This window comes from Bacillus sp. ABA4_010, assembly GCF_056159105.1.
Window position 1 is genome coordinate 33,071 of sequence record NZ_JBSWUN010000004.1, and the last position, 23,930, is coordinate 57,000.

Consider the following 23,930-nt stretch of genomic DNA (forward strand, 5'->3'; position numbering starts at 1 on the left):
ATCCTCAATTTTTAAGGGAAAAAGGAGCGTTCACATGAAAAAGAAGCTGTTATTGGGCCTGTTATTGATGCTTCTAGTATCATTCATGGCCGGTTGTACAGAGGTTAATGAACCGATCACCCCTGATAGTAAGGGATTCTGGAATGAATACGTCGTATATCCTCTTTCAATGACTATCATTTATTTTGCTGAACTATTTGGAAACAGTTATGGGTTATCAATTATTGCTGTAACTATTATTATTCGTTTAATTCTTTTACCACTGATGATTAAACAAACGAAAAGTTCCAAGGCGATGCAAGCGCTTCAACCAGAGATGCAAAAATTAAAAGAGAAATACAGTTCTAAAGATGCAAAAACACAACAGAAACTTCAGCAAGAAACGATGCAGTTGTTTCAGCAACATGGGGTGAATCCTCTTGCTGGATGTTTACCGTTATTTGTTCAAATGCCTATTCTAATTGGGTTTTTCCATGCAATTACTCGTACTGGAGAAATTGCGAGCCATAATTTTCTTTGGTTTGACTTAGGAGAAGCAGATCCATTTTTCATTTTGCCACTTGTGGCTGGGGCTACAACTTTTATTCAACAAAAAATGATGATGGCAGGAACTGAAAACCAAAATCCTCAAATGGCAATGATGTTATGGTTAATGCCAATTATGATTATTATTTTTGCGATTAATTTCCCTGCGGCTTTATCATTATACTGGGTAGTTGGAAATATTTTTATGATTGTCCAAACGTACTTTATTAAAGGACCTGAACTAAAAGCTTCAGTTCGGGAAGCAAGCGGAGTGAAAAAGTGAATAAAGTAACCGCTCAAGGTCGAACTGTAGAGGAAGCTGTTGAAAATGGGTTGCTCAAACTGAATATTTCCCGTGAAAAAGCAGTGATTCGCGTGATAGACGAAGGAAGAAAAGGGTTTTTTCGCTTCTTTAAGTCGAAGCCAGCGATTGTTGAAATTGAGCGGGTAATAAATCCGATAGAAGAAGCTACTGAATTTTTAAAAGCTGTTACAGCCGAGATGGGGGTAACAGCCGAGATTCACGGTTATCAGAATGGGAAGCGCTGCAGTTTTAGCTTAAAAAGTGACGACATCGGAGTTCTCATTGGAAAAAGAGGACAAACCATTCATTCGCTTCAACTGTTAACACAGCTTGTGATTAATCGTTATTCTACTGAGTATTTGACAGTTACATTAGACGCGGAAGGATATCATGATCGACGAAAGCAAACGTTAGAGAACTTGGCTAAAAAATTAGCAACTCAAGTATCTAAGACCTCTCAAAGCGTGAAGCTTGAACCGATGCCGGCTCATGAACGGAAAATTATTCATCAAACGTTAAAAAAACATCCTTCAGTTAAGACTCTTTCTATTGAGGAAGGAGCAAGACGAAGAATTTTAATTGAACCAAATAAATGAGAAAGAGCCTCCAGAGACTGCTGGGGGCTCTTTTTGTTTGAAGGGCAAGAAAGTTCTATTGGAAGCGGAAAGAATATAATTGTTATTCACATGTTGATAAGTTACAATAATGAGTGCTATTTTGTGGAGGAGTTGTGCATAAGTGGTTCTTGTGACGCAAATAGTGCCCAGTTCGGTTTCTTCTGTTTGAATATGAAGTATGGTATGCTAGGAAGTTAGGAATAGCATATATTTTTTGTTTTCATTTCTGCAAAAATGTGAACGATAATAATAAGGGAAAGCTATCAAGAGACGTTATCGTTTTAATAGATGATTTAATAGTAAAGAAAAGGGGTGAAGAAGAGATGTTAGATTTTGATACGATTGCCGCCATTTCCACACCAATGGGAGAAGGCGCCATTGCGATTGTTCGGTTAAGTGGCGATGAAGCAATCCAAATTGCAGATCGCATTTTTCAGAGTGTATCTGGTAAAAATCTGTTAGAAGTTCCATCTCATACAATTCATTATGGTCATATTATAGATCCTCAATCCAATCAGAAAATTGAAGAAGTCATGCTTTCTTTAATGAGAGGACCTAAAACCTTTACACGCGAGGATGTAGTGGAAATTAACTGTCACGGTGGGCTTGTATCCGTAAATCGTGTTTTACAGCTTATCCTTGCCAATGGAGCTCGCTTAGCGGAACCTGGTGAGTTTACAAAGCGGGCCTTTTTGAATGGGAGAATTGACTTGTCTCAGGCAGAGGCTGTTATGGATTTGATTCGTGCGAAAACAGATAAGGCGATGAATGTGGCTCTTGGCCAAATGGAAGGGCGCTTATCGAATTTGATTCGTCGATTGAGACAAGAGATTTTAGAAACACTGGCTCACGTAGAAGTGAACATTGATTATCCTGAATATGATGATGTAGAAGAAATGACTCATACCGTTTTAGTTGAAAAAGCTCGAAAAGTGAAGAATGAAATTGAACGTTTACTTCAAACGTCCCAGCAAGGAAAGATTTTACGTGAAGGCTTATCGACGGTTATTGTAGGGCGTCCTAATGTAGGGAAATCTTCGCTCTTGAATAGCCTTGTTCATGATACAAAAGCCATTGTAACCGATATACCAGGTACAACACGTGATGTCATTGAAGAGTATGTCAATGTTCGAGGTGTGCCGCTTCGATTAGTGGATACGGCAGGGATTAGAGAAACGGAAGACATTGTTGAACGTATTGGGGTAGAACGATCCCGTCAATACTTGAAGAAGGCTGATTTAATTTTACTTGTACTCAACTATCATGATGTTTTAACAAAAGAAGATGAACAATTGTTTGAAGCGGTGCAAGGGATGAATTTCATTGTCATTGTAAATAAAACGGATCTTTCTCCGAAAATTGATATGGAAAAAGTGAAGCAGCTAGCAGAAAATCATCCAATCGTCACAACATCCTTATTAGAAGAAAAGGGCATCGATGAATTAGAGGAAGCCATCTCTTCCTTATTCTTTGAAGGTTCAGTTGAAGCTCATGATTTAACGTACGTATCAAATACCCGTCATATTGCCTTATTAACGCAAGCGAAAAACGCGATTGAAGAAGCGTTATCAGGTGTTGAGCAAGGGGTTCCAATTGATATCGTACAAATCGATTTAACGAGAACGTGGGAATTGTTAGGAGAAGTCATTGGGGAAGCGGTTCACGAAAGTTTAATTGATCAACTGTTTTCTCAATTTTGTTTAGGAAAATAAAAGGAGGTATATCCATGAATTATCAATATGATGGAGGCCATTATGATGTCATCGTTGTCGGTGCTGGCCATGCAGGTTGTGAAGCTGCGCTTGCTTCCGCTAGAATGGGAGCGAAAACGTTAGTTTTAACAATCAATTTAGATATGGTTGCATTTATGCCATGTAACCCTTCGGTCGGAGGGCCTGCGAAGGGAATTGTCGTACGCGAAATTGACGCTCTTGGCGGAGAAATGGGTAAAAATATCGATAAAACTCATATTCAAATGAGAATGTTAAATACAGGAAAAGGTCCTGCTGTTCGTGCTCTTCGTGCACAAGCGGATAAATTTTCTTATCAGCATGAAATGAAAAAGACGCTTGAACATGAAGAAAATTTAACTTTAATGCAAGGAATGGTTGAGCACCTCGTCGTAGAGGACGGTGTGTGTAAAGGCGTTATTACACAAACGGGGGCTAAATATACAGCGAAAACAGTGGTCATTACAACAGGAACGTTCCTGCGTGGTGAAATTATTTTAGGTCAATTGAAGTATTCAAGCGGACCGAACAATCAACAGCCGTCTATCAAGCTTTCTGAACATTTGCAGGAACTTGGCTTTGATTTAGTCCGTTTCAAAACAGGAACACCTCCTCGTGTCAATAGTCATACGATTGATTACAGCAAGACGGAAATTCAGCCTGGAGACGAAGTTCCACGTGCTTTTTCATATGAAACAACTAAATACATTACCGATCAGCTTCCTTGCTGGTTAACATATACAAGTGAAAAAACTCATCAAATTATTGATGAAAATCTTCACCTTTCTCCGATGTATTCGGGGATGATTAAAGGAACAGGACCGCGCTACTGTCCGTCAATTGAAGATAAAGTAGTCCGTTTTAACGATAAGCCGCGCCATCAAATTTTCCTTGAGCCAGAAGGGAGAAATACAGAAGAGGTCTATGTACAAGGGCTGTCTACAAGCTTACCAGAACATGTACAACGTCAAATTCTTTCAACCATTCCAGGTCTTGAAAATGTTCAAATGATGCGGGCTGGCTATGCAATTGAGTATGATGCTGTGGTTCCTACGCAATTATGGCCAACATTAGAAACAAAAGTGGTAAAAAATCTGTACACAGCTGGTCAAATTAACGGGACATCAGGTTATGAAGAAGCGGCTGGTCAAGGATTAATGGCTGGAATTAACGCCGCTCGTAATGCACTTGGAAAAGAAGAGGTAATTTTAAGCCGTTCTGATGCCTATATGGGTGTTTTAATTGATGATTTAGTAACGAAAGGAACAAGTGAGCCTTACCGTCTATTAACATCAAGAGCCGAGTATCGTTTATTATTACGTCATGATAATGCGGACTTACGTTTAACAGATATTGGTCATGAAATTGGGTTAATTTCAGATGAACGTTATAGCCAATTTTTAGCGAAAAAAGAGCAAATTGAACAAGAAAAAGAACGATTGCAGTCCATCATTATTAAGCCAACTGCCGAAGTGCAACAGATGATTCGAGAAGCAGGAGGCAGTGAGCTAAAAGATGGTATTCGAGCAATCGATTTATTAAAGCGTCCTGAAATGACGTATCAGCATATTCATCAAATCATTCCAGCAGAAGCACCTATTTCTGACGAAGTAGCAGAACAAGTGGAGATTCAGGTGAAATATGAGGGGTACATTCAGAAGTCACTTCAGCAAGTGGAACGTCTGAAGAAACTGGAAGATAAAAAAATTCCAGAAGACATTGATTATGAAGCAATTAACGGTTTAGCGACAGAAGCGAAGCAAAAGCTGAAACAAGTACGTCCTCTGACAGTCGCACAAGCTTCACGGATTTCAGGTGTTAACCCGGCCGATGTCTCAATCTTACTTGTTTACATCGAACAAGGACGCATTGCTAAAATTTCAGGTTAATGTACTAAAAAGTCATGAAACGATGAAAGGAATTTCCGATGAATAAAGAACAATTTACGCAGCTTCTTCATGCTAAAGGAATTGAACTGTCACCAGAACAGCTGACACAGTTTGATGTGTATTATGAAACGTTAGTAGAGTGGAACGAAAAAATGAATTTGACGGCCATCACAGATTATGAAGATGTATTAGAGAAGCATTTCTTTGATTCTGTTTCTCTTGCCTTTACTTTTGATCTTAAACAGGTTCAGCATGTATGTGATGTCGGAGCAGGTGCTGGTTTTCCAAGCATTCCGTTAAAGATTTGTTTTCCTCATCTTCACGTAACCATTGTGGATTCGCTGCAAAAAAGGATTACTTTTTTGTCTCATCTGACGGAAAAACTTGGATTAGACAATGTGCATTTGTATCATGATCGCGCTGAAACGTTCGGTCAAAACCCTTCCCATCGCGAAACGTTTGATTTAGTGACAGCAAGGGCTGTAGCAAGAATCTCTGTATTGAACGAGTTTTGTTTGCCTCTTGTGAAGGAAAAAGGAATGTTTGTGGCTATGAAGGGCGCTACAGCCTTAGAGGAAATGGAAAAAGGGAAGAAATCGATGAAAGTATTAGGCGGGGAGCTTCAATGGGTTGAGCAGCTTTATTTGCCATTTGAAAAAAGTGAGCGACATATTATCGGGATTAAAAAAGTGCAAAAAACACCTAAAAAGTATCCGAGAAAGCCTGGTACCCCTCTAAAAACGCCAATTGAATAACATCAGAATAGGTTTGCACCAATGTTTCATATGAAACATTGGTGTCGCCTTTCTATTTTCTTTAGATAAAAAGCAGGAAATAAAGTGTAAATATCGAAATCTTAAGTGGGATTTTCCTGAAGGTGGTGTAGGACTATGAAATCTGCTTTCTCTCGCTTTTTTAACTTAAAGGAAAAAAATGAAGTAGAACAAGATGAAGAATTGTTAGAGGAAGAACTTGTCCATAAGGAAGAGATTAAGCAAATACCGGTTTTGAATATTATACCGAATCGTTATCAGCCGCGTACTGTATTTAATGAGCATAAAATTGAAGAATTAGCCCTGACAATCCGAACACACGGGATTATTCAACCGATTGTCGTTAGAGAAATAGAGGGCGACTTATACGAGCTAATTGCTGGAGAAAGAAGATGGCGGGCTGTTCAAAGTTTAAATTGGGAGACGATCCCTGCTATCGTAAAGCAATTGAATGACACGGAAACGGCTTCGGTGGCGTTAATTGAAAACCTGCAGCGTGAAGAACTGACGGCAATTGAAGAGGCTTTAGCCTATGCTAAGCTCATTGAATTACATAGTTTAACACAAGAGGCTTTAGCACAGCGGTTAGGAAAAGGGCAATCCACAGTTGCCAATAAACTCCGTTTATTAAAGTTGCCGGAGCTCGTTCAAGACGCTATTAAGCAGAAGAAGATTACTGAGCGGCATGCACGTGCCTTAATCCCTTTAAAAAGTGAAGAAAAGCAGTTGACCGTTTTGCAGGAGATTCTGGAGAAGCAACTAAATGTAAAGCAAACAGAGGAAAGAGTTGTGAAACTGCTAGAAGATAAGACGACAAAAGTAAAGGCGAGGAGAAAATCTCTTAGTAAAGATACAAGAATCGCCCTTAACACCATTCGTCAGTCTTTATCTATGGTAACGGATAGCGGAATTTCCATTGATTCGACAGAAGAAGAATTTGAAGAATATTATCAAATTACAATTAAAGTTCCTAAAAAAACATAGTAAGCAGCTTCATCCTCATCTGACAATAGGGTGAGGTTTTTTATCATATGATAAAAATTCTGAAAATTAATGGTAAAATGGAGATAGATCGATTTCATGTAAAATGAGGGTAGGTGACACCGTGGGTCAAATCATTGCAATCGCCAACCAAAAGGGTGGAGTCGGAAAAACTACCACGGCGGTGAACTTGGGTGCATGTTTAGCGTATCATGGGAAAAAGGTGTTATTAGTAGATGCGGATCCGCAAGGAAACGCAACAAGTGGTGTAGGCATTTCTAAATCAGATGTAGAGTTTTGTATTTACAATGTGATTGTAGAGGACATGAATGCAAAGGATGTGGTGTATCCTACTTCTGTTGAAAGATTAGGGATTATTCCTGCTACGATTCAATTAGCAGGAGCCGAAATTGAACTAGTGTCTACAATGTCTCGAGAGGTACGATTAAAAAGAGCGTTAGAATCCGTTCGAGAGCAGTTTGATTACATTGTGATTGACTGCCCTCCATCTTTAGGACTTTTGACAATTAATGCTCTAACTGCCTCAGATTCTGTTTTAATCCCAGTGCAGTGTGAGTATTATGCGTTAGAAGGATTAAGTCAGTTATTAAATACGATTCGTCTTGTCCAAAAGCATTTGAATTCTAATCTGCGCATTGAAGGTGTACTACTGACCATGTTAGATGCGAGAACGAACTTAGGTCTTCAAGTGACACAAGAAGTAAAAAAGTATTTTCAAGATCGAGTATACCAAACCATTATTCCAAGAAATGTTCGTTTAAGTGAAGCACCTAGTCATGGAGAACCTGTTATTTTATATGATGCAAAATCTCGCGGAGCTGAAGTATATACGGAGCTTGCAAAGGAAGTGATGTATAGTGGCGAAAGGATTAGGGAAGGGCATTAATGCTCTATTCGCAGGATTAGAGCTTCAAACAGAAGAATCAGTCCAAGAAATGGATATTCGAGAGTTAAGGCCTAATCCTTATCAACCTCGTAAAGTGTTTAAGAAAGAAGCCATTGAAGAATTGAAAGAATCGATTCTGCAGCATGGCATTTTACAACCTATAGTCGTTAGAAAAAGTATTAAAGGATATGAAATTGTTGTAGGGGAAAGAAGGTTCCGTGCAGCAAAAGAAGCAGACTTGACCACAGTGCCTGTCATTGTAAGAGAGTTGTCAGAAAAGCAAATGATGGAGCTTGCTTTACTCGAAAACCTTCAAAGAGAAGACTTGACCCCTATCGAAGAGGCTTTAGCCTACCAAATGCTTATGAAACAGTTAAATGTTACTCAAGAGCAGTTAGCTTCCCGTTTAGGGAAGAGCCGCCCTCATATCGCTAATCAGCTACGTTTGCTCAATCTTCCAGAAAATATTCAAAACTTGATTTCACACGGCCAATTATCAATGGGACATGGCAGAGCGTTATTGAGTTTAAAAAACAAAGAAAACATTGAGACCGTTGCTCATAAAGCCATAAAAGAAAGCTGGAACGTTCGGCAATTAGAGCATTACATTACACAATTAAATGAAAATGTTTCACGTGAAACAAAAGCAAAACCAAAAAAAGATATTTTTATTAAAGAAACAGAAGCGGTTTTACGTGAGAGTCTAGGTACGTCTGTAACTATTAAGCAAAATAAATCTAAAGGGAAAATTGAAATCGAATTCTTTTCTAAAGATGATTTAGAACGTTTAATTGAAATGTTTCAGATGATTTCATCGAAAGAACAGTAAGAAGAAAATCTCTTTGCAATTTGTAAAGAGATTTTTTTATGCTTTATATCTGCCAAAACGTTGAAGAAACGGAGATGATTTTTCATTTAATGGGAACTGATAGCTAGCTTTAATAATACTGTCTGAGATAAGGTCGGCTAGTTTCATGACCAAATAGAGGCGAGTATTTTGAAGAACGAAAAATTCCATAAATCCGCTAACATTGACAATCCCCGTCATATGAATATCCCCAACAGGAGGCAAATCTTTGTTTACACCGGCTCCTGGTTTGACAGGACCTGCCGCAATAGAAACTGTACCAATATTTTTCATCTTTCCTAAGCAGGCATCAATTCCGATAACGAACGGATTACTGTGGAAACGATTAATTTGCTTAAGGGTATCTGTTAGATTCATGGCGTGAACCGGCTCTTCTAATGTTCCGTACACGTGAAAAGGAGAGAGGTTCCGACCGGCTAGTTTGGTTCCAACTAAAGGGCCGAGAGAATCACCAGTAGAGCGGTCTGTACCGATACAGACGATGACAATCGGTCTGTGGGAAGAAGAAGGCAAAAGAGAGAGTAAATGACGGCTTAATTGATAAGATGCTTGTTCATCCTCAGGGGAGACCCGTATTCCTTGTTTTTGACTGTCTAAAACAGAAGGTTTTAGATTCATAGATTTCACCTCTTTTACATAGTAGTAACAGTATACGAACATTCTATGGTTTCTATACGTCATTGCGAAAAAAAGATGGGAGGAACGGAAATGTGGGGATCTGGGTTAAAATGGATGTTTTTAATTATGGGGACAATGATTGGAGCAGGCTATGCTTCCGGAAGAGAGCTATGGCAATTTTTTGGGGAAGAAAGTGGACTGGCCATCTTGTTGTTTACCATTATCTTTTCCGTTTCCTGCTATGTCGTGATGGTGATCAGTTATGAGCAGAAAAGCGAACATTTTCAACCGGTTTTACACGCCTTAGTCGGACCGAAATGGTCAGTGGTCTACGATATTTTAATCTTGTTTTATTTATTTACGACAACAGTTGTAATGATTGCAGGCGGTGGGGCAACTTTGCAAACCTTCCAAATTCCTTTCAGTTTAGGGATTCTTTTGTTCGCGGCTTTAGTTGCTCTAATTTTTACAAAAGGCATTAAAGGGATGATTCGTGTAAATTCTCTTGTGATTCCAGTGTTAATTATAGGACTCATTGCCGTTTTGCTCATGTTTATGTTTCGAAATGGAAACCCGTGGGCTTTAACGTGGACATCTCAAGCGAATTGGCCAGCTGGCTTTACATTTACCGCTTTAAATATTTTACCGCTCGTCGCGGTCATGGCTGCAGTAGGGAGAGAAATTAAAAGTAAACGGGAAATTGTCATTGCCAGCTTAGGGAGCGGACTGCTGCTCGGGGCGATTTCTTTCGTGTATAATGAATCATTGATGCAAGTAGCAAATGAACTGGCTCTATATGAAATCCCCTTGTTTGCCATATTGAAATATTTTCCTTATGGTATGCTTATTTTTATGACACTCTTGCTGTTAGTTGCAATTTATACGACAGCGGTTTCAGGGATTTTGGGAATTATCACAAGGTTACATCAAAACGAGCGTATTCCTATTTGGATAACAGCTGGCTTTACGTTATTACTGATGATTCCTTTTACATACATCGGATTCTCGAAGCTTATTGCTATTTTATACCCCATTTATGGGTTGTTAAATCTGTATTTGCTGACGGCTATTCTTCTTTATCCCTTTATGAACCGCTACAAATCATAATCAAAACTTGCTACAATAAATAAGTTCGTACTAAAGGAACGAAGGAAGGTAGTTATGGTGTGGTCATTATCGACAGTGTGGGAGTCACTATTAAAACGCCTAGCCAATGAAGAGCTATGGACTCAAGTTGGAGAAGGCATGGTTAAATGTATTCTAATTTTCGTGTTAGCTGCCTTTTTTATTAAGCTCGGCAAGGCTGCTTTGAATAAAGTATTTGAAGTAAGAAAGAAAAGTCCGCTTAAAATTTCTGAACGACGTGAAGCTACATTGATGAGGCTGTTGCAAAATATATGGACATATGTCGTCTATTTTGTGGCGTTTATGATGATTTTGGAAGCGATGACGATTGATGTGAAAGCATTGTTAGCAGGAGCGGGCATTGTAGGCCTTGCTGTAGGGTTCGGAGCCCAAAATCTTGTTCGGGATGTGATTACCGGTTTTTTCATCATTTTTGAAGATCAGTTTTCAGTAGGTGATTATGTTCGAATTGGGACCTTTGAAGGAACTGTAGAGGAAATCGGGTTGCGTACAACTAAAATAAAAAGCTGGACAGGTGAATTGAATATTCTTCCAAACGGAAGTATTGTAGAAGTAACCAATTTCTCGATTCATAATAGTATCGCATTTGTTGATGTTAGCATTGCTTACGAGGAAGACATTGCAAAAGCTGAACATATTATGGCTGAATTACTACAAGAGTTGCCAAACCGATATGAAGAGATGATAAAGCCACCTGAGTTGTTAGGTGTCCAAAATTTAGGAGCATCTGAAGTGGTCTTGCGTATTACATGTGAAGTCAAGCCGATGAAACAATGGCATATTGCTAGAATGATTCGGAAAGAAGTGAAAACTAGATTTGACGAACACGGAATTGAAATTCCATTTCCGCGCATGGTGATGTATAACCGGATGGAAGAACCGATAAAAGCCAAACATGAATCATCTCTTTAAGGATGAGGAGAGCAAGAGAAAGGGGAAACATCGTAATGGAAAAAGAATTTGGACTTTATGACGTAGTAGAGATGAAAAAGGCACATCCATGTGGAGTGAATCGCTGGAAAGTAATTCGAATGGGGATGGATGTACGAATCAAATGTGAAGGCTGTGATCACAGTGTCATGTTGCCTAGAAGAGAATTTGCAAGAAAAATGAAAAAAGTGTTAGTGAAGCATGAGGAATAAACTCATGCTTTTTTTTTCGCCCTGTTTTATACTAAGGAAACATTAATTGTAAAATGGATGAACAGAAGAGAGGGAGAAGAGTGGCGAAAGAACAAATATCCGCTTGTCCACTGAATTGTTGGGACAGCTGTGGGTTTAAAGTAACTGTTGAGGATGATAAAGTGACCAAGGTGGAAGGAGATGCTTTGCATCCAATAACACAAGGGAAAATATGTGGGAGAGGAAGGATGTTGGAGACAAAGACAAATTCTCCAAATCGTCTCCTTTATCCTTTGAAAAAAGTGGACGGACAATTTATTCAAATTTCATGGGAACAGGCATTAGAGGAAATTTCGGAAAAAATGCAAGCGATTAAAGCTGAGTACGGCTCAACAGCGGTGTTGCATAGCCATGACTATGCCAACAGTGGCCTTTTGAAAAATCTAGACCAACGTTTTTTTAACTGTTTTGGCGGCGTAACGGAGCTGACAGGAAGTATTTGTTGGGGAGCTGGGATTGAAGCGCAAACCTGGGATTTTGGAAATTCTTACGGTCACTCTCCTGAAGATGTTTACAATAGCAAGCATATTGTTGTGTGGGGAAGAAATGTAGCTAGAACGAATATGCATCTATTTCAGCATTTGCAACAGGCTAAGAAAAAGGGAGCCACAATTACTGTTATCGATCCTATTTTTAATGCAACGGCTAAAATTGCCAATGAGTATATATCAGTAAAGCCGGGAATGGATGGTCTCGTTGCTTTAGGTGTAATGAAAGAACTTCTTGCTCTCGGGATGGAAGACCGTTCCTTTATTGAAAAATATACACATGGTTATGAAGATCTTTACGAGTTAATTCAACAGACCGAATGGGATGAAATTATCCATGCGACTGAAGTGGAGCGGGAGATTTTTACGAAATTGGCTCATGTATATGGAGACGGTCCCACTACGACTTATCTAGGGTTAGGGATGCAGCGTTATCAAAATGGAGGGAATACGATTCGTTTAGTTGATGCACTAGTAGCGGTGAGCGGCAACATTGGCATTCCCGGAGGCGGAGCGAATTTTGGAAATTTACAAGTGGGACGAAGCTTTGATACTACAGCTTTAGCTTTACCTCATCTGAAAAAAGAAACGCGTTCTTTTTCCATGATGAAGCAGGCAGAGGGGATTTTAGAAGCTGTTAATCCTCGCATTCAGATGATTGTTGTCACATGTGGCAATCCACTCACGCAAGTACCAGACACGAATGTAGTGAAAAAGGCATTTCAATCTGTTGATACTGTCGTTGTTATTGATCATGTCATGACCGATACAGCGGAAGCAGCTGACTATGTGTTGCCTTCTACGACGGTCTTTGAGGAAACAGATATTTACTATTCTTCTATGTATCATGCGTATATGAACTACAGTGAAGCAGTCGTATCGCCCCCAGGAGAAGCTAAGTCTGATTTGTGGATTTGGACACAATTAGCGAAAAGATTAGGGTTTGGGGAGTATTTTGACTATTCCATTGATGAATTTTTGCGTATAGGACTTGGAGATTTAGAGAAAAAAGGTTACACCTTGGAGCGTTTAAAAAAGGAAAAGCATTTGTTGCTGCCGGTCGCAGACGTGCCGTGGCAAGAGCGGGTTTTTGAAACACCGACAGGAAAATACGAATTCACATCACTTACGGCCGTACAAAAAGGGTTAGATGGGAAACTAAAAAAATTATTTCCCAAGGAATCGTCTATTAGTAATCCGCAATTAGCGGAAAGCCACCCATACACCTTGTTATCCATTCACCCGATGAGGTCGAACCATTCTCAGCATTATCCGTTTATTTCAAATATGCAAGTAGTTAAAATTGAAGTATCCAAGGATATAGCGGAGGAGAAAAATCTTCTTGAAGATGATCGTGTTCGTGTGTTTAACGGACGAGGAGAATTAGAGGGAGTCGTGAAAATTATGAAACAGGCCCACCCTAAAACGATTAATATCGACGAAGGGCAATGGGGACGGTTCGGAGGAAGTGTCAATTTACTAACACCGAACGGGGAATCCGATAACCGGCTTGGCAGTGTCCTCTATGATTGTTTAGTAGATATCGAAAAAGTGAGTGTAAATCAGGAAGCGTGAAAACGGGTTCCTAGCATAGGGAATGGAAGAGGCTATTTATTGCCTGGAAAAAGTGATGCCATGAACGAGTGAACACCTAAGGTTGCAACTTGTTTTTTTACATTCGACTCACTATAATTGTGAAAGACTAATTTGTTTTCGGTTCAAGAAAAACCGGTTAGGATAAAGCCTTTAGAAATTTAGAATTACTTAGTTGTATTTATATTAATCAAGTGGCAAATTGACTTGATTATTCGAAAAAGAGGAGTGGAAGAAAGATGGCATTAACAGCAGGTATTGTCGGCCTTCCGAATGTTGGGAAGTCTACATTATTTAATGCAATTACACAAGCGGGTGCAGAATCCGCAAACTACCCGTTCTGTACCATTGACCCTAACGTTGGAATTGTAGAAGTTCCAGACCATCGTTTGCAAAGATTGACAGAGCTAGTCAAACCGAAAAAAACAGTACCGACGGCGTTTGAATTTACAGATATTGCCGGCATTGTTAAAGGAGCAAGTAAAGGGGAAGGGTTAGGGAATAAATTTTTATCCCATATTCGTCAAGTGGATGCTATTTGTCATGTTGTTCGCTGTTTTGCTGATGACAATATTACACACGTAGCAGGAAAAGTAGACCCAATCTCTGATATTGAAACGATTAATTTAGAGCTTATTTTAGCGGACATGGAAAGCGTAGATAAGCGTTTGGATCGTGTAGCAAAATTAGCTAAACAAAAAGATAAAGAAGCAGTTTATGAGCATGAAATCCTTGTAAAGTTGAAAGAAGCTTTTGAACAAGAGAAGCCTGCGCGTGCAGTGGAGTTTACAGACGAGCAGATGCGTATCGTAAAAGGCCTTCATTTGTTAACGATTAAACCGGTTTTATATGTAGCAAACGTAGGAGAAGATGAGGTAGCAGATGCTTCTGAAAATCCGTACGTTCAGCAAGTAAGAGAATTTGCAGCAGGTGAAAATGCGGAAGTAATCGTTATTTGTGCAAAAATTGAGTCTGAAATTGCAGAGCTAGAAGGCGAAGAAAAAGACATGTTCCTTCAAGAGCTTGGAATTGAAGAGTCTGGATTGGATCAACTTATTCGAGCAGCTTACCACCTATTAGGTTTAGCGACGTACTTTACAGCTGGAGAACAAGAGGTGCGTGCTTGGACATTTAGAAAAGGAATGAAAGCTCCTCAATGTGCCGGTGTTATTCATACTGATTTTGAGCGCGGCTTCATTCGAGCGGAAACAGTTGCTTATGAAGATTTATTAGAAGCAGGCACGATGGGAGCAGCGCGTGAAGCTGGAAAAGTTCGTCTTGAAGGAAAAGAGTACATCGTGCAAGATGGCGACGTCATGCATTTTAGATTCAACGTGTAAGAACGAGGTGAGCTTCCGAAAGGATGCTGTTGAATGGAATCGATGAATGAAAAGTGAATTTATTGAGTTCATGTTGATTGTTAAAAAATGATGTGCTATAATCTACTATTGTGAGTAATAATTTTATTGCTCCTTGCCCTTTTTAAGGGCCGTTAGACCAAAAGGAGGTGACAGTGATGAGAAAGTACGAAGTTATGTATATCATCCGTCCAAACATTGAAGATGAAGCGAAAAAAGCTTTAGTTGAGCGTTTCAACGGCATTTTAACTGAAAATGGTGCTGAAATCGAAAACGTAAAAGAGTGGGGCAAACGCCGCTTAGCTTACGAAATCAACGACTTCCGTGACGGTTACTACATGATCGTTAATGCAAAAGCTGAAACAGCAGCAGTTCAAGAATTTGATCGTCTTGCTAAAATCAGCGAAGACATTATCCGTCATATCGTAATTAAAGAAGAAGAAAAATAATCGTTTATTTTAAATAAATTTTTTGAAATCCTGAAGGAGTGGTTCTGATGATGAATCGCGTAATTCTCGTGGGACGTCTAACGAAAGATCCAGAATTGCGTTACACCCCAAACGGAGTAGCGGTTGCAACTTTCACGTTAGCAGTCAATCGTGCATTTACCAACCAGCAAGGCGAACGTGAAGCAGATTTCATTAACTGCGTTGTATGGCGTCGTCCTGCTGAAAATGTCGCTAACTTTTTGAAAAAAGGAAGTTTGGCTGGAGTTGACGGTCGTATCCAGACTCGAAACTATGAAGGTCAAGACGGCAAACGTGTATATGTAACAGAAGTGATGGCAGAAAGTGTGCAATTTTTAGAACCGAAAGGAAGCAGCGGCGGTGGCTTCGGTGGCCAAGGCGGCTTTGCAGGTGGTTCTGGACAAGGCTCTCCATTCGGTCAAGATCAGAACCGTAATTCTCAACAATCCGGATACACAAGAGTAGATGATGATCCATTCGCAAACAGCGGAGAAACGATCGATATCTCAGATGATGATTTGCCGTTCTAAGTTCAGTTAGAGGAAATCAGCTTGTGTGAACGTAACGCATAACAAGGAAGGAGGACAATTCAATGGCAGGAGGACGTAAAGGCGGACGCAACAGACGCCGTAAAGTTTGCTTCTTTACAGCAAACGGAATCACTCATATCGATTACAAAGAAGTGGATATGCTTAAAAAGTTCATCTCTGAGCGTGGTAAAATCTTACCTCGTCGTGTAACTGGTACAAGCGCTAAATACCAACGCAAATTAACAATTGCGATCAAACGCGCTCGTCAAATGGCATTACTTCCATATGTATCAGGCGAATAATAAATAAGATGAAAAGAGACAGTAAGAACACATTCTTACTGTCTTTTTTTCGTAAAATGAGTATGAGTTAAACAGAATCTAAAAGCTATACATAGTTCATAATGAGTCGCACAGCCTCTTTCTAATGAGAGAGATGGTATATAAACAAAGGTTCCATTTTCGGATGAGAGAGAAAGTGACTCCTAACGTTTGCGTACCGCACGCCAAATCGATAAAATAGGGAAGAGTTCAATAGAAGTTTGAGGTGGAATTGTGAAAAATACACGTTACTTAACGGAAGGAGCCGTTTTACTAGCTTTATTTACGGCCATGCTGTTTATTTCCCTGTACATACCATTACTAGGCGGCCTTTTTTCGTTATTGCTAGGGATCCCTTTTGTAATATTTACAGCTCGCCACGGTTGGAAAAATGTAGTGCCATTCTTTATTGGTTCGCTCATTTTAACAGGTTTGTTTGGAACTGTTTTTTTAGTTCCTTTAACGCTTGCCTTTGGCTTGAGTGGAACGCTCATTGGAGAATTATATAAAAGAGAAAAAAGCCGCTACTCCATCTTAATGGGTGGAACGGTCATGTTTAGTGTGAGTTTAGTCTTGTTATTTGTCATGACGAGTGTTTTTGCTAATATAAATATGCTAACGGAACTTGAGACAGCTTTTGAGGAATCGATGCAAACAACGGAAGAAATGCTTGGTTCACTCGGACAAGAGACAAGTGAGCAGCAAATGGAACTGCTGGAGCAATCGTTTGAAACTCTTCGATATTTACTGCCCTCCTTTTTTGTTATCTTAGGTTTTATTTTAGCCTTTTTAACACAGTGGGCGTCCGTTCCAATTCTAAAAAAGATGGGTTACTCTATTGAAAAGTTTCCGCCACTCAGAAGTTTTAAACTTCCTAAAAGTTTGCTTTGGTATTATTTGATTGTATTGGTGTTATCCTTTTTAGAAATGGAAAAAGGATCTTTCCTTTATATTAGCGTGCTTAATGTGGCTCAAATTTTACAATTACTGATGGTTGTGCAAGGGTATGCTTTCCTTTTTTACTACTTTCATCAAAAATCAGTGGGAAAATGGGTTCCTGTCATGATTGTTGTCTTGACTGTAATCGTTCCTTTTTTCCTTCAATTTATTCGAATCTTAGGTATAATTGATTTAGGATTTGATTTGCGTAAACAAAAAAACAAGCAGTCATGAAATTAGGAAATTAAAGATTGGGAGCTGAAATGGATGCCTGTCTTTGATAAAAAGAACATCATTCGTTTTCCCTTTTACTTGCTATATAGCCTTGCTTTAATCTTATTCGGTTTTGTCATGTATAAGCATTGGCTGATAGGAGCAATTGGGTTTTTATGCTTATTGTCGGTACTAGTGATTTTTATTAAAATGGAACGAATGTTGTTCAATGAATTTGAATCGTATGTGTCCATGCTTTCTCACCGCTTAAAAAAAGTAGGGGAAGAGGCATTAATGGAAATGCCCATTGGAATTATGCTTTTTAATGATGATTACCAAGTGGAGTGGACAAATCCGTTTCTTGCTTCATGCTTTAATGAAGATACATTAGTAGGAAGATCTTTGTATGATGTAGCAGAAAGCATTGTGCCTTTGATTAAACAAGAGGTGGAAACAGAAACCGTTACGTTGAATGAACGAAAATTTAAAGTCGTCATCAAACGAGATGAACGACTGCTTTATTTCTTTGATGTCACTGAACAAGCAGAAATTGAAAAATTGTATGAAGCGGAACGAACTGTTTTAGGTATCATCTTTTTAGACAATTATGATGAAGTGACACAAGCAATGGACGACCAGGTAAAAAGCAATTTGAATAGTCAAGTGACATCCCTTATTAATCAGTGGGCGCATGAAACAGACATTTTTATTAAACGAACTTCCTCTGATCGTTTTCTAATTGTCATGAACGAACAAATTTTGATGAACTTGGAAAAGAACAAATTCTCTATCTTAGATGATGTAAGGGAAAAAACAGCGAAGCAAAATGCACCGTTAACGTTAAGCGTAGGAATTGGAGTAGGGGCATCGGTTTTGCCGGAATTAGGAGCGCTTGCCCAATCAAGCCTTGATTTAGCTCTAGGCAGGGGAGGCGATCAGGTCGCCATTAAGCAGCCAAATGGGAAAGTGAAATTCTACGGGGGCAAGACGAATCCGATGGAAAAACGAACCCGTGTACGTGCCCGTGTCATCTCTCACGCGTTAAAAGAATTAGTGACGGAAAGCGAAAAAGTCATTATAATGGGTCACAAATACCCTGATATGGATGCAGTTGGCTCCGCTATCGGCATTTTAAAGGTCGCACAAGTGAACCAAAAAGAAGGTTTCATTGTTCTTGATCCAAATCAAATTGATTCAGGCGTTCAAAGACTTTTAGAAGAAATTAAGAAGCAACCAGATCTTTGGTCACGCTTCATTACACCTGAAGAAGCGTTAAACATTGCCACGGAGGATACGTTACTTGTCATTGTAGACACTCATAAGCCATCTTTAGTAATTGAAGAAAGGCTATTAAATAAAATGGAACACGTAGTAGTGATCGACCATCATCGACGCGGTGAGGAGTTTATTGAAGACCCACTGCTCGTCTATATGGAGCCGTATGCGTCGTCAACAGCCGAGTTAGTGACAGAGCTGTTGGAATATCAGCCAAAGCGTTTTAAAATTAACATATTAGAATCTACTGCTTTACTTGCCGGTATTATTGTGGATACGAAAAGTTTCACGCTCCGGACAGGCTCGCGAACTTTTGATGCAGCGTCGTTTTTAAGATCTAACGGTGCTGACACGGTACTTGTGCAGAAGTTTTTAAAAGAAGACATGGATCAATATGTAAAACGAGCAAAGCTCATTAAAAATGCAGAAATTTATAAGGCTGGGATTGCCATTTCAAAAGGCACAGAGGACGAAAACTTCGATCAAGTACTGATCGCCCAAGCAGCTGATACACTGCTTTCTATTAATGGTGTCGTCGCATCTTTTGTCATTTCCCGAAGAAAAGATCAACTAGTTGGCATTAGTGCCAGGTCACTTGGTGGAATTAATGTGCAAGTGATTATGGAAGGCTTACAAGGTGGAGGACATTTGACCAATGCGGCTACCCAACTTCAAAATATTACGCTAAGTGAAGCAGAAGAAAAATTGAAACAAGTCATTGATGAGTATTTAGAAGGAGGAAAAAAAGAATGAAAGTCATTTTTCTACAAGATGTAAAAGGAAGAGGAAAAAAAGGTGAAGTCAAAAATGTAGCTGATGGATACGCTCAAAACTTTTTGATTAAGCAAGGACTGGCCGTTGAGGCAACAAATGCCAGTTTGAAAGCATTAGAAGGACAGAAGAATAAGGAAAAGAAAGAAGCGGCAGAAGAGCTGCAAAGCTCTAAAGAATTAAAAGAAGTATTAGAGAAATTAACGGTTGAATTAAAAGCAAAATCAGGAGAAGGCGGACGTTTATTCGGTTCCATTACAAGTAAACAAATTGCTGAAGCATTACAAAAGAACCACAACATTAAAGTGGATAAGCGCAAAATGGAAATGGATGATGCGATTCGTGCCCTTGGGTATACGAATGTGACGGTGAAGCTTCACCCTGAAGTAACAGCTACATTAAAAGTACATGTATCAGAACAATAAATTTGTTGAAAAGAGGGGCGATTAAATAATATGAGTGATCTTTTTGCCGACCGTCTCCCGCCTCAAAATATTGAGGCAGAGCAAGCGGTTTTAGGAGCTGTATTTTTAGAGCCTTCCTCTTTAACATTGGCTTCGGAATTATTGATTCCAGAAGATTTTTATCGTGCTGCTCACCAAAAGATTTTTAACTGTATGTTGAATCTTTCGGACAGAGGGGAGCCCATTGATTTAGTCACGGTTACAGCGGATTTAGCTGACCAAAAGATTTTAGAAGAAATCGGTGGAGTTTCTTATTTAAGTGATTTGGCAAATTCGGTTCCAACCGCAGCCAACATCGAATATTATGCCAAAATAGTAGAAGAAAAATCGATTTTACGGCGATTGATTCGAACGGCCACTCACATTGCCTCTGAAGGATATGCGCGGGAAGAGGATGTAGAAGGGCTTTTAAATGAAGCAGAAAAAAATATTTTAGAGGTATCACAACGAAAAAATACAGGGGCTTTCCAAAATATCAAAGATGTTCTCGTTCAAACCTATGATAATATTGAACTTCTTCATACTCGGAAGGGAGATATTACGGGGATTCCGACTGGATTCGCTGAGCTCGATCGAATGACGGCAGGATTTCAGCGCAATGATTTAATCATTGTCGCAGCACGCCCGTCTGTTGGTAAGACTGCTTTTGCCTTGAATATTGCGCAAAATGTTGCGACTAAGACAGATGAAAATGTCGCGATTTTCAGTTTGGAGATGGGGGCCGATCAGCTTGTCATGAGGATGCTTTGTGCAGAGGGAAATATTAATGCACAAAACTTACGAACAGGTTCCTTGACGTCGGAAGACTGGGGAAAATTAACGATGGCCATGGGGTCTCTATCCAATGCGGGTATTTTTATTGACGATACGCCAGGAATTCGAGTAAGTGAAATTCGGGCTAAATGTCGGCGCTTAAAGCAGGAAAACGGACTTGGCATGATTTTAATTGACTATCTTCAATTGATTCAAGGAAGCGGAAGAGGTGGCGGTGAAAACCGTCAGCAGGAAGTATCGGAAATTTCTCGCTCCTTAAAAGCATTAGCTCGTGAGCTCAAAGTACCGGTTATTGCGCTGTCACAGCTTTCCCGTGGTGTAGAGCAAAGACAAGATAAGCGTCCGATGATGTCGGATATTCGTGAATCGGGGAGTATTGAGCAGGATGCGGATATTGTAGCCTTCTTGTATCGTGATGACTACTACGACCGAGAAAGTGAAAATAAAAACATCATTGAAATCATCATCGCCAAACAGCGTAATGGACCTGTTGGCACTGTTCAATTAGCGTTTGTCAAAGAGTATAATAAATTCGTGAACCTTGAGCGCCGCTTCGATGATTCTGGCATTCCACCAGGCGCTTAAATCAAAAGAGACAGAGGGATTGTTCCTTCTGTCTCTTCTTTTTGAGCTGTTTTTGACCGGTATATAAATATACTATTTCATCACTCAACATTTTTTTCATCAATGCACCACTAATTTATATTTTTCAATTAATCATTCGGCAAAGCTTCATTCGATGGAGAAGCATTACAATTTTTGATTAAAACAACTTGATTTTTTCCCTTTTAATCATGTTAAATTTTCTAGATGGATTTATATAACGAACATATAGATAGATATATAGATTAATTGTTCGGATTTTAATTGACTTTACTACGTTGAATTGATACACTTATTAACGTTAAATGAAGTTAAGAAAAGTCGTGTTGATTAAGCGGAGGTGCTGGAATATGTCATCTGTTGTTGTTGTGGGAACACAATGGGGAGATGAAGGAAAAGGGAAGATTACCGATTTCCTTTCAGAAAATGCAGAAGTGATTGCACGCTATCAAGGTGGTAACAATGCAGGTCATACAATTAAATTCAATGGTGAAACATATAAATTACATTTAATTCCATCTGGTATTTTTTATAAGGATAAGATTTGTGTAATTGGAAATGGAATGGTTGTTGATCCAAAAGCACTTGTGAAAGAATTGAAGGGCTTACATGAGCGTGGAGTGACAACAGATAACTTACGTATCAGTAATCGTGCCCATGTTATCTTGCCTTACCATTTAAAGTTGGATGAAGTGGAAGAAGCACGAAAAGGCGATAATAAAATTGGGACAACGAAAAAAGGGATTGGCCCTGCTTATATGGATAAAGCGGCACGTATCGGAATTCGCATGGCGGATTTATTAGATCGTGAAACGTTTGAAGAGAAATTAATACGTAACCTAGAAGAAAAAAATCGCCTATTTGAGAAAATGTACGAAGTTGAAGGGTTCAAAGTAGAAGATATTTTGGATGAGTACTATGAGTACGGTCAACAAATTGCGCAATATGTTTGTGATACATCTGTTGTGTTAAATGATGCATTAGATTCAGACAAGCGTGTTCTATTTGAAGGTGCACAAGGGGTTATGCTTGATATTGATCAAGGTACATACCCATTCGTTACGTCTTCTAACCCAGTAGCTGGCGGTGTTACAATTGGAACAGGTGTCGGCCCGAATAAAATTAAACATGTAGTCGGTGTTTCGAAAGCTTATACATCTCGTGTAGGAGACGGCCCATTCCCGACTGAATTACATGATGAAATCGGACATCAAATTCGTGAAGTTGGACGCGAATATGGTACAACAACAGGAAGACCTCGCCGTGTTGGCTGGTTTGACAGTGTAGTGGTCCGCCATGCGCGTCGTGTAAGTGGATTGACAGATTTATGTTTGAATTCTATTGATGTATTAACAGGCATTGAAACTTTAAAAATTTGTGTTGCTTACCGTTACAATGGCGAAATCATTGATGAGTATCCAGCAAGCCTTAAAATTTTATCAAAATGTGAGCCTGTGTATGAAGAACTACCTGGTTGGACAGAAGATATTACAAGCGTAAAAACATTGGATGAACTTCCAGAGAATGCACGTCGTTATGTGGAGCGTGTATCAGAATTAACAGGGATTCCTCTTTGCACATTCTCTGTCGGACCAGATCGTAATCAAACGAATGTGATTCGCAGCTTATACAATTAATACATTGAGTCAGGCGTTAATCGCTTGCTTAAATGGAACCTTCAGGGGAAAGTATGCTTTTCCTTTGAAGGTTCTCTTTTGTATGAAGGTATGCTAAAATGAATCAGGTTTGCATCTCATCGCGCATCTTTCTAGTAGTCCATTTGCTGCTTCCTTTTTGGAGGAGAAGGCTTTTTAATATTTTTTTATGAAAAAGTATTGCATGTGTATTCAAATGGTGTTATTATAAAAGACGTCGCCGAGATAATATGAGCCATTAGCTCAGTCGGTAGAGCATCTGACTTTTAATCAGAGGGTCGAAGGTTCGAGTCCTTCATGGCTCACTTTTATAATTAATCATGATAACTGTGGCCCGTTGGTCAAGCGGTTAAGACACCGCCCTTTCACGGCGGTAACACGGGTTCGAATCCCGTACGGGTCATCTTTCTTAATTAAAATAAAAGTGTATAAATTTTGGTCCCGTGGTGTAGCGGTTAACATGCCTGCCTGTCACGCAGGAGATCGCGGGTTCGATTCCCGTCGGGACCGCCATTTTATCTTAAAGCGCATAATAACATATGGCTCGGTAGCTCAGTTGGTAGAGCAAAGGACTGAAAATCCTTGTGTCGGCGGTTCGATTCCGTCCCGAGCCATCCTTAAAAAGCATGATATTTTATCATGCTTTTTTTCTTTTTATTCGACTTTTATCAAAGAAGCACTTATAGTGAAAGTACTCTTGGTGTAAAATATCAAAGCGCTGTATATATGATGAAGTCGATTCGTTTTATAATCGACTATTCTTTTTAGTTTAAAAATGGATGATAGATGAACCTCTAGCAAAGCTAGAGGTTTTCCTCTATCTATCGCTGTGATGACAGAGGATTTGAAAAAATGATGATTAATACAATGGATATATATGAATAGGTCTTTTTCTCCTATTTTAAACAAGGAGAGAGCATGATATGACGTTTGTAAGAGGA

At 39.4% G+C, this 23,930-nt stretch carries 22 protein-coding genes and 4 tRNA genes; 25 read left to right on the forward strand and 1 reads right to left on the reverse strand.

Annotation, left to right across the window (positions count from 1 at the left end; all coding sequences use genetic code 11):
- Window positions 1-34: 34 nt before the first annotated feature.
- From spoIIIJ to ACXAEO_RS19885, 8 genes are all read left to right on the forward strand, one after another.
- Window positions 35-808, forward strand: a complete 774-nt coding sequence (spoIIIJ, locus tag ACXAEO_RS19850) for a YidC family membrane integrase SpoIIIJ (RefSeq protein ID WP_474884358.1) — start codon at window positions 35-37, stop codon at window positions 806-808.
- The gene (gene jag, locus ACXAEO_RS19855; RefSeq protein ID WP_474884360.1) at window positions 805-1,425 is read left to right on the forward strand and encodes an RNA-binding cell elongation regulator Jag/EloR; all 621 of its coding nucleotides are present in this window, start codon (window positions 805-807) and stop codon (window positions 1,423-1,425) included. Before spoIIIJ ends, jag begins: the two co-directional genes overlap by 4 nt.
- Window positions 1,426-1,769: 344 nt before the next feature.
- Window positions 1,770-3,158, forward strand: coding sequence for a tRNA uridine-5-carboxymethylaminomethyl(34) synthesis GTPase MnmE (gene mnmE / locus ACXAEO_RS19860; protein WP_474884362.1), 1,389 nt, complete (start codon window positions 1,770-1,772; stop codon window positions 3,156-3,158).
- Between the two features lie 14 nt (window positions 3,159-3,172).
- Entirely contained in the window at window positions 3,173-5,065 is a 1,893-nt protein-coding gene (gene mnmG, locus ACXAEO_RS19865) for a tRNA uridine-5-carboxymethylaminomethyl(34) synthesis enzyme MnmG (protein WP_474884364.1), read from the forward strand.
- A gap of 38 nt (window positions 5,066-5,103) precedes the next feature.
- Entirely contained in the window at window positions 5,104-5,820 is a 717-nt protein-coding gene (gene rsmG, locus ACXAEO_RS19870) for a 16S rRNA (guanine(527)-N(7))-methyltransferase RsmG (RefSeq protein ID WP_474884365.1), read from the forward strand.
- A gap of 135 nt (window positions 5,821-5,955) precedes the next feature.
- Complete coding sequence (gene noc / locus ACXAEO_RS19875) at window positions 5,956-6,822, forward strand: nucleoid occlusion protein (RefSeq protein ID WP_474884366.1); 867 nt, start codon at window positions 5,956-5,958, stop codon at window positions 6,820-6,822.
- Window positions 6,823-6,943: 121 nt separating this feature from the next.
- Window positions 6,944-7,726 (forward strand): ParA family protein, encoded by a 783-nt coding sequence (locus ACXAEO_RS19880; protein WP_474884368.1) that lies wholly within the window; start codon window positions 6,944-6,946, stop codon window positions 7,724-7,726.
- Complete coding sequence (locus ACXAEO_RS19885) at window positions 7,698-8,555, forward strand: ParB/RepB/Spo0J family partition protein (RefSeq protein ID WP_474884370.1); 858 nt, start codon at window positions 7,698-7,700, stop codon at window positions 8,553-8,555. Before ACXAEO_RS19880 ends, ACXAEO_RS19885 begins: the two co-directional genes overlap by 29 nt.
- Window positions 8,556-8,591: 36 nt before the next feature.
- Here ACXAEO_RS19885 and yyaC read toward each other — a convergent pair whose 3' ends face one another.
- Window positions 8,592-9,212: a spore protease YyaC gene (yyaC, locus tag ACXAEO_RS19890; protein WP_474884372.1), complete on the reverse strand. Its 621-nt coding sequence runs from the start codon at window positions 9,210-9,212 to the stop codon at window positions 8,592-8,594.
- 90 nt (window positions 9,213-9,302) lie between these two features.
- Between yyaC and ACXAEO_RS19895 the strand changes: the two genes are divergently transcribed.
- The 17 genes from ACXAEO_RS19895 (at window position 9,303) to ACXAEO_RS19975 (ending at window position 23,603) form a co-directional block, all read left to right on the forward strand.
- Window positions 9,303-10,319, forward strand: a complete 1,017-nt coding sequence (locus ACXAEO_RS19895; protein ID WP_474884374.1) for a YkvI family membrane protein — start codon at window positions 9,303-9,305, stop codon at window positions 10,317-10,319.
- A 57-nt stretch (window positions 10,320-10,376) separates the two neighbouring features.
- Window positions 10,377-11,270 carry a mechanosensitive ion channel family protein gene (locus ACXAEO_RS19900; RefSeq protein WP_474885095.1) on the forward strand — a complete coding sequence of 298 codons (894 nt, stop codon included), beginning with the start codon at window positions 10,377-10,379 and terminating at the stop codon, window positions 11,268-11,270.
- Between the two features lie 35 nt (window positions 11,271-11,305).
- Window positions 11,306-11,500 (forward strand): DUF951 domain-containing protein, encoded by a 195-nt coding sequence (locus ACXAEO_RS19905; protein WP_474884375.1) that lies wholly within the window; start codon window positions 11,306-11,308, stop codon window positions 11,498-11,500.
- Window positions 11,501-11,553: 53 nt separating this feature from the next.
- Complete coding sequence (locus tag ACXAEO_RS19910) at window positions 11,554-13,602, forward strand: molybdopterin-dependent oxidoreductase (protein ID WP_474884377.1); 2,049 nt, start codon at window positions 11,554-11,556, stop codon at window positions 13,600-13,602.
- A 257-nt stretch (window positions 13,603-13,859) separates the two neighbouring features.
- Entirely contained in the window at window positions 13,860-14,960 is a 1,101-nt protein-coding gene (gene ychF, locus ACXAEO_RS19915) for a redox-regulated ATPase YchF (protein ID WP_474884379.1), read from the forward strand.
- Window positions 14,961-15,136: 176 nt separating this feature from the next.
- Entirely contained in the window at window positions 15,137-15,427 is a 291-nt protein-coding gene (rpsF, locus tag ACXAEO_RS19920; protein WP_474884380.1) for a 30S ribosomal protein S6, read from the forward strand.
- A 47-nt stretch (window positions 15,428-15,474) separates the two neighbouring features.
- On the forward strand, window positions 15,475-15,975 hold the full coding sequence (gene ssb / locus ACXAEO_RS19925) for a single-stranded DNA-binding protein (RefSeq protein WP_474884382.1): 501 nt from the start codon (window positions 15,475-15,477) through the stop codon (window positions 15,973-15,975).
- A gap of 62 nt (window positions 15,976-16,037) precedes the next feature.
- On the forward strand, window positions 16,038-16,277 hold the full coding sequence (rpsR, locus tag ACXAEO_RS19930) for a 30S ribosomal protein S18 (protein ID WP_474884384.1): 240 nt from the start codon (window positions 16,038-16,040) through the stop codon (window positions 16,275-16,277).
- A gap of 252 nt (window positions 16,278-16,529) precedes the next feature.
- The gene (locus tag ACXAEO_RS19935) at window positions 16,530-17,468 is read left to right on the forward strand and encodes a YybS family protein (RefSeq protein ID WP_474884386.1); all 939 of its coding nucleotides are present in this window, start codon (window positions 16,530-16,532) and stop codon (window positions 17,466-17,468) included.
- A 33-nt stretch (window positions 17,469-17,501) separates the two neighbouring features.
- Window positions 17,502-19,475, forward strand: a complete 1,974-nt coding sequence (locus ACXAEO_RS19940) for a DHH family phosphoesterase (protein WP_474884388.1) — start codon at window positions 17,502-17,504, stop codon at window positions 19,473-19,475.
- On the forward strand, window positions 19,472-19,918 hold the full coding sequence (rplI, locus tag ACXAEO_RS19945; protein ID WP_474884390.1) for a 50S ribosomal protein L9: 447 nt from the start codon (window positions 19,472-19,474) through the stop codon (window positions 19,916-19,918). The genes ACXAEO_RS19940 and rplI overlap by 4 nt, the downstream gene beginning before the upstream one ends.
- A 30-nt stretch (window positions 19,919-19,948) precedes the next feature.
- Window positions 19,949-21,316, forward strand: a complete 1,368-nt coding sequence (gene dnaB, locus ACXAEO_RS19950) for a replicative DNA helicase (protein ID WP_474884392.1) — start codon at window positions 19,949-19,951, stop codon at window positions 21,314-21,316.
- Between the two features lie 368 nt (window positions 21,317-21,684).
- Complete coding sequence (locus ACXAEO_RS19955) at window positions 21,685-22,971, forward strand: adenylosuccinate synthase (protein WP_474884394.1); 1,287 nt, start codon at window positions 21,685-21,687, stop codon at window positions 22,969-22,971.
- Between the two features lie 250 nt (window positions 22,972-23,221).
- Window positions 23,222-23,294, forward strand: a tRNA-Lys gene (locus ACXAEO_RS19960).
- A gap of 26 nt (window positions 23,295-23,320) precedes the next feature.
- A tRNA-Glu gene (locus tag ACXAEO_RS19965) sits at window positions 23,321-23,392 on the forward strand.
- A gap of 34 nt (window positions 23,393-23,426) precedes the next feature.
- Window positions 23,427-23,502, forward strand: a tRNA-Asp gene (locus tag ACXAEO_RS19970).
- A 28-nt stretch (window positions 23,503-23,530) separates the two neighbouring features.
- A tRNA-Phe gene (locus ACXAEO_RS19975) sits at window positions 23,531-23,603 on the forward strand.
- The last annotated feature ends 327 nt before the right edge of the window (window positions 23,604-23,930 follow it).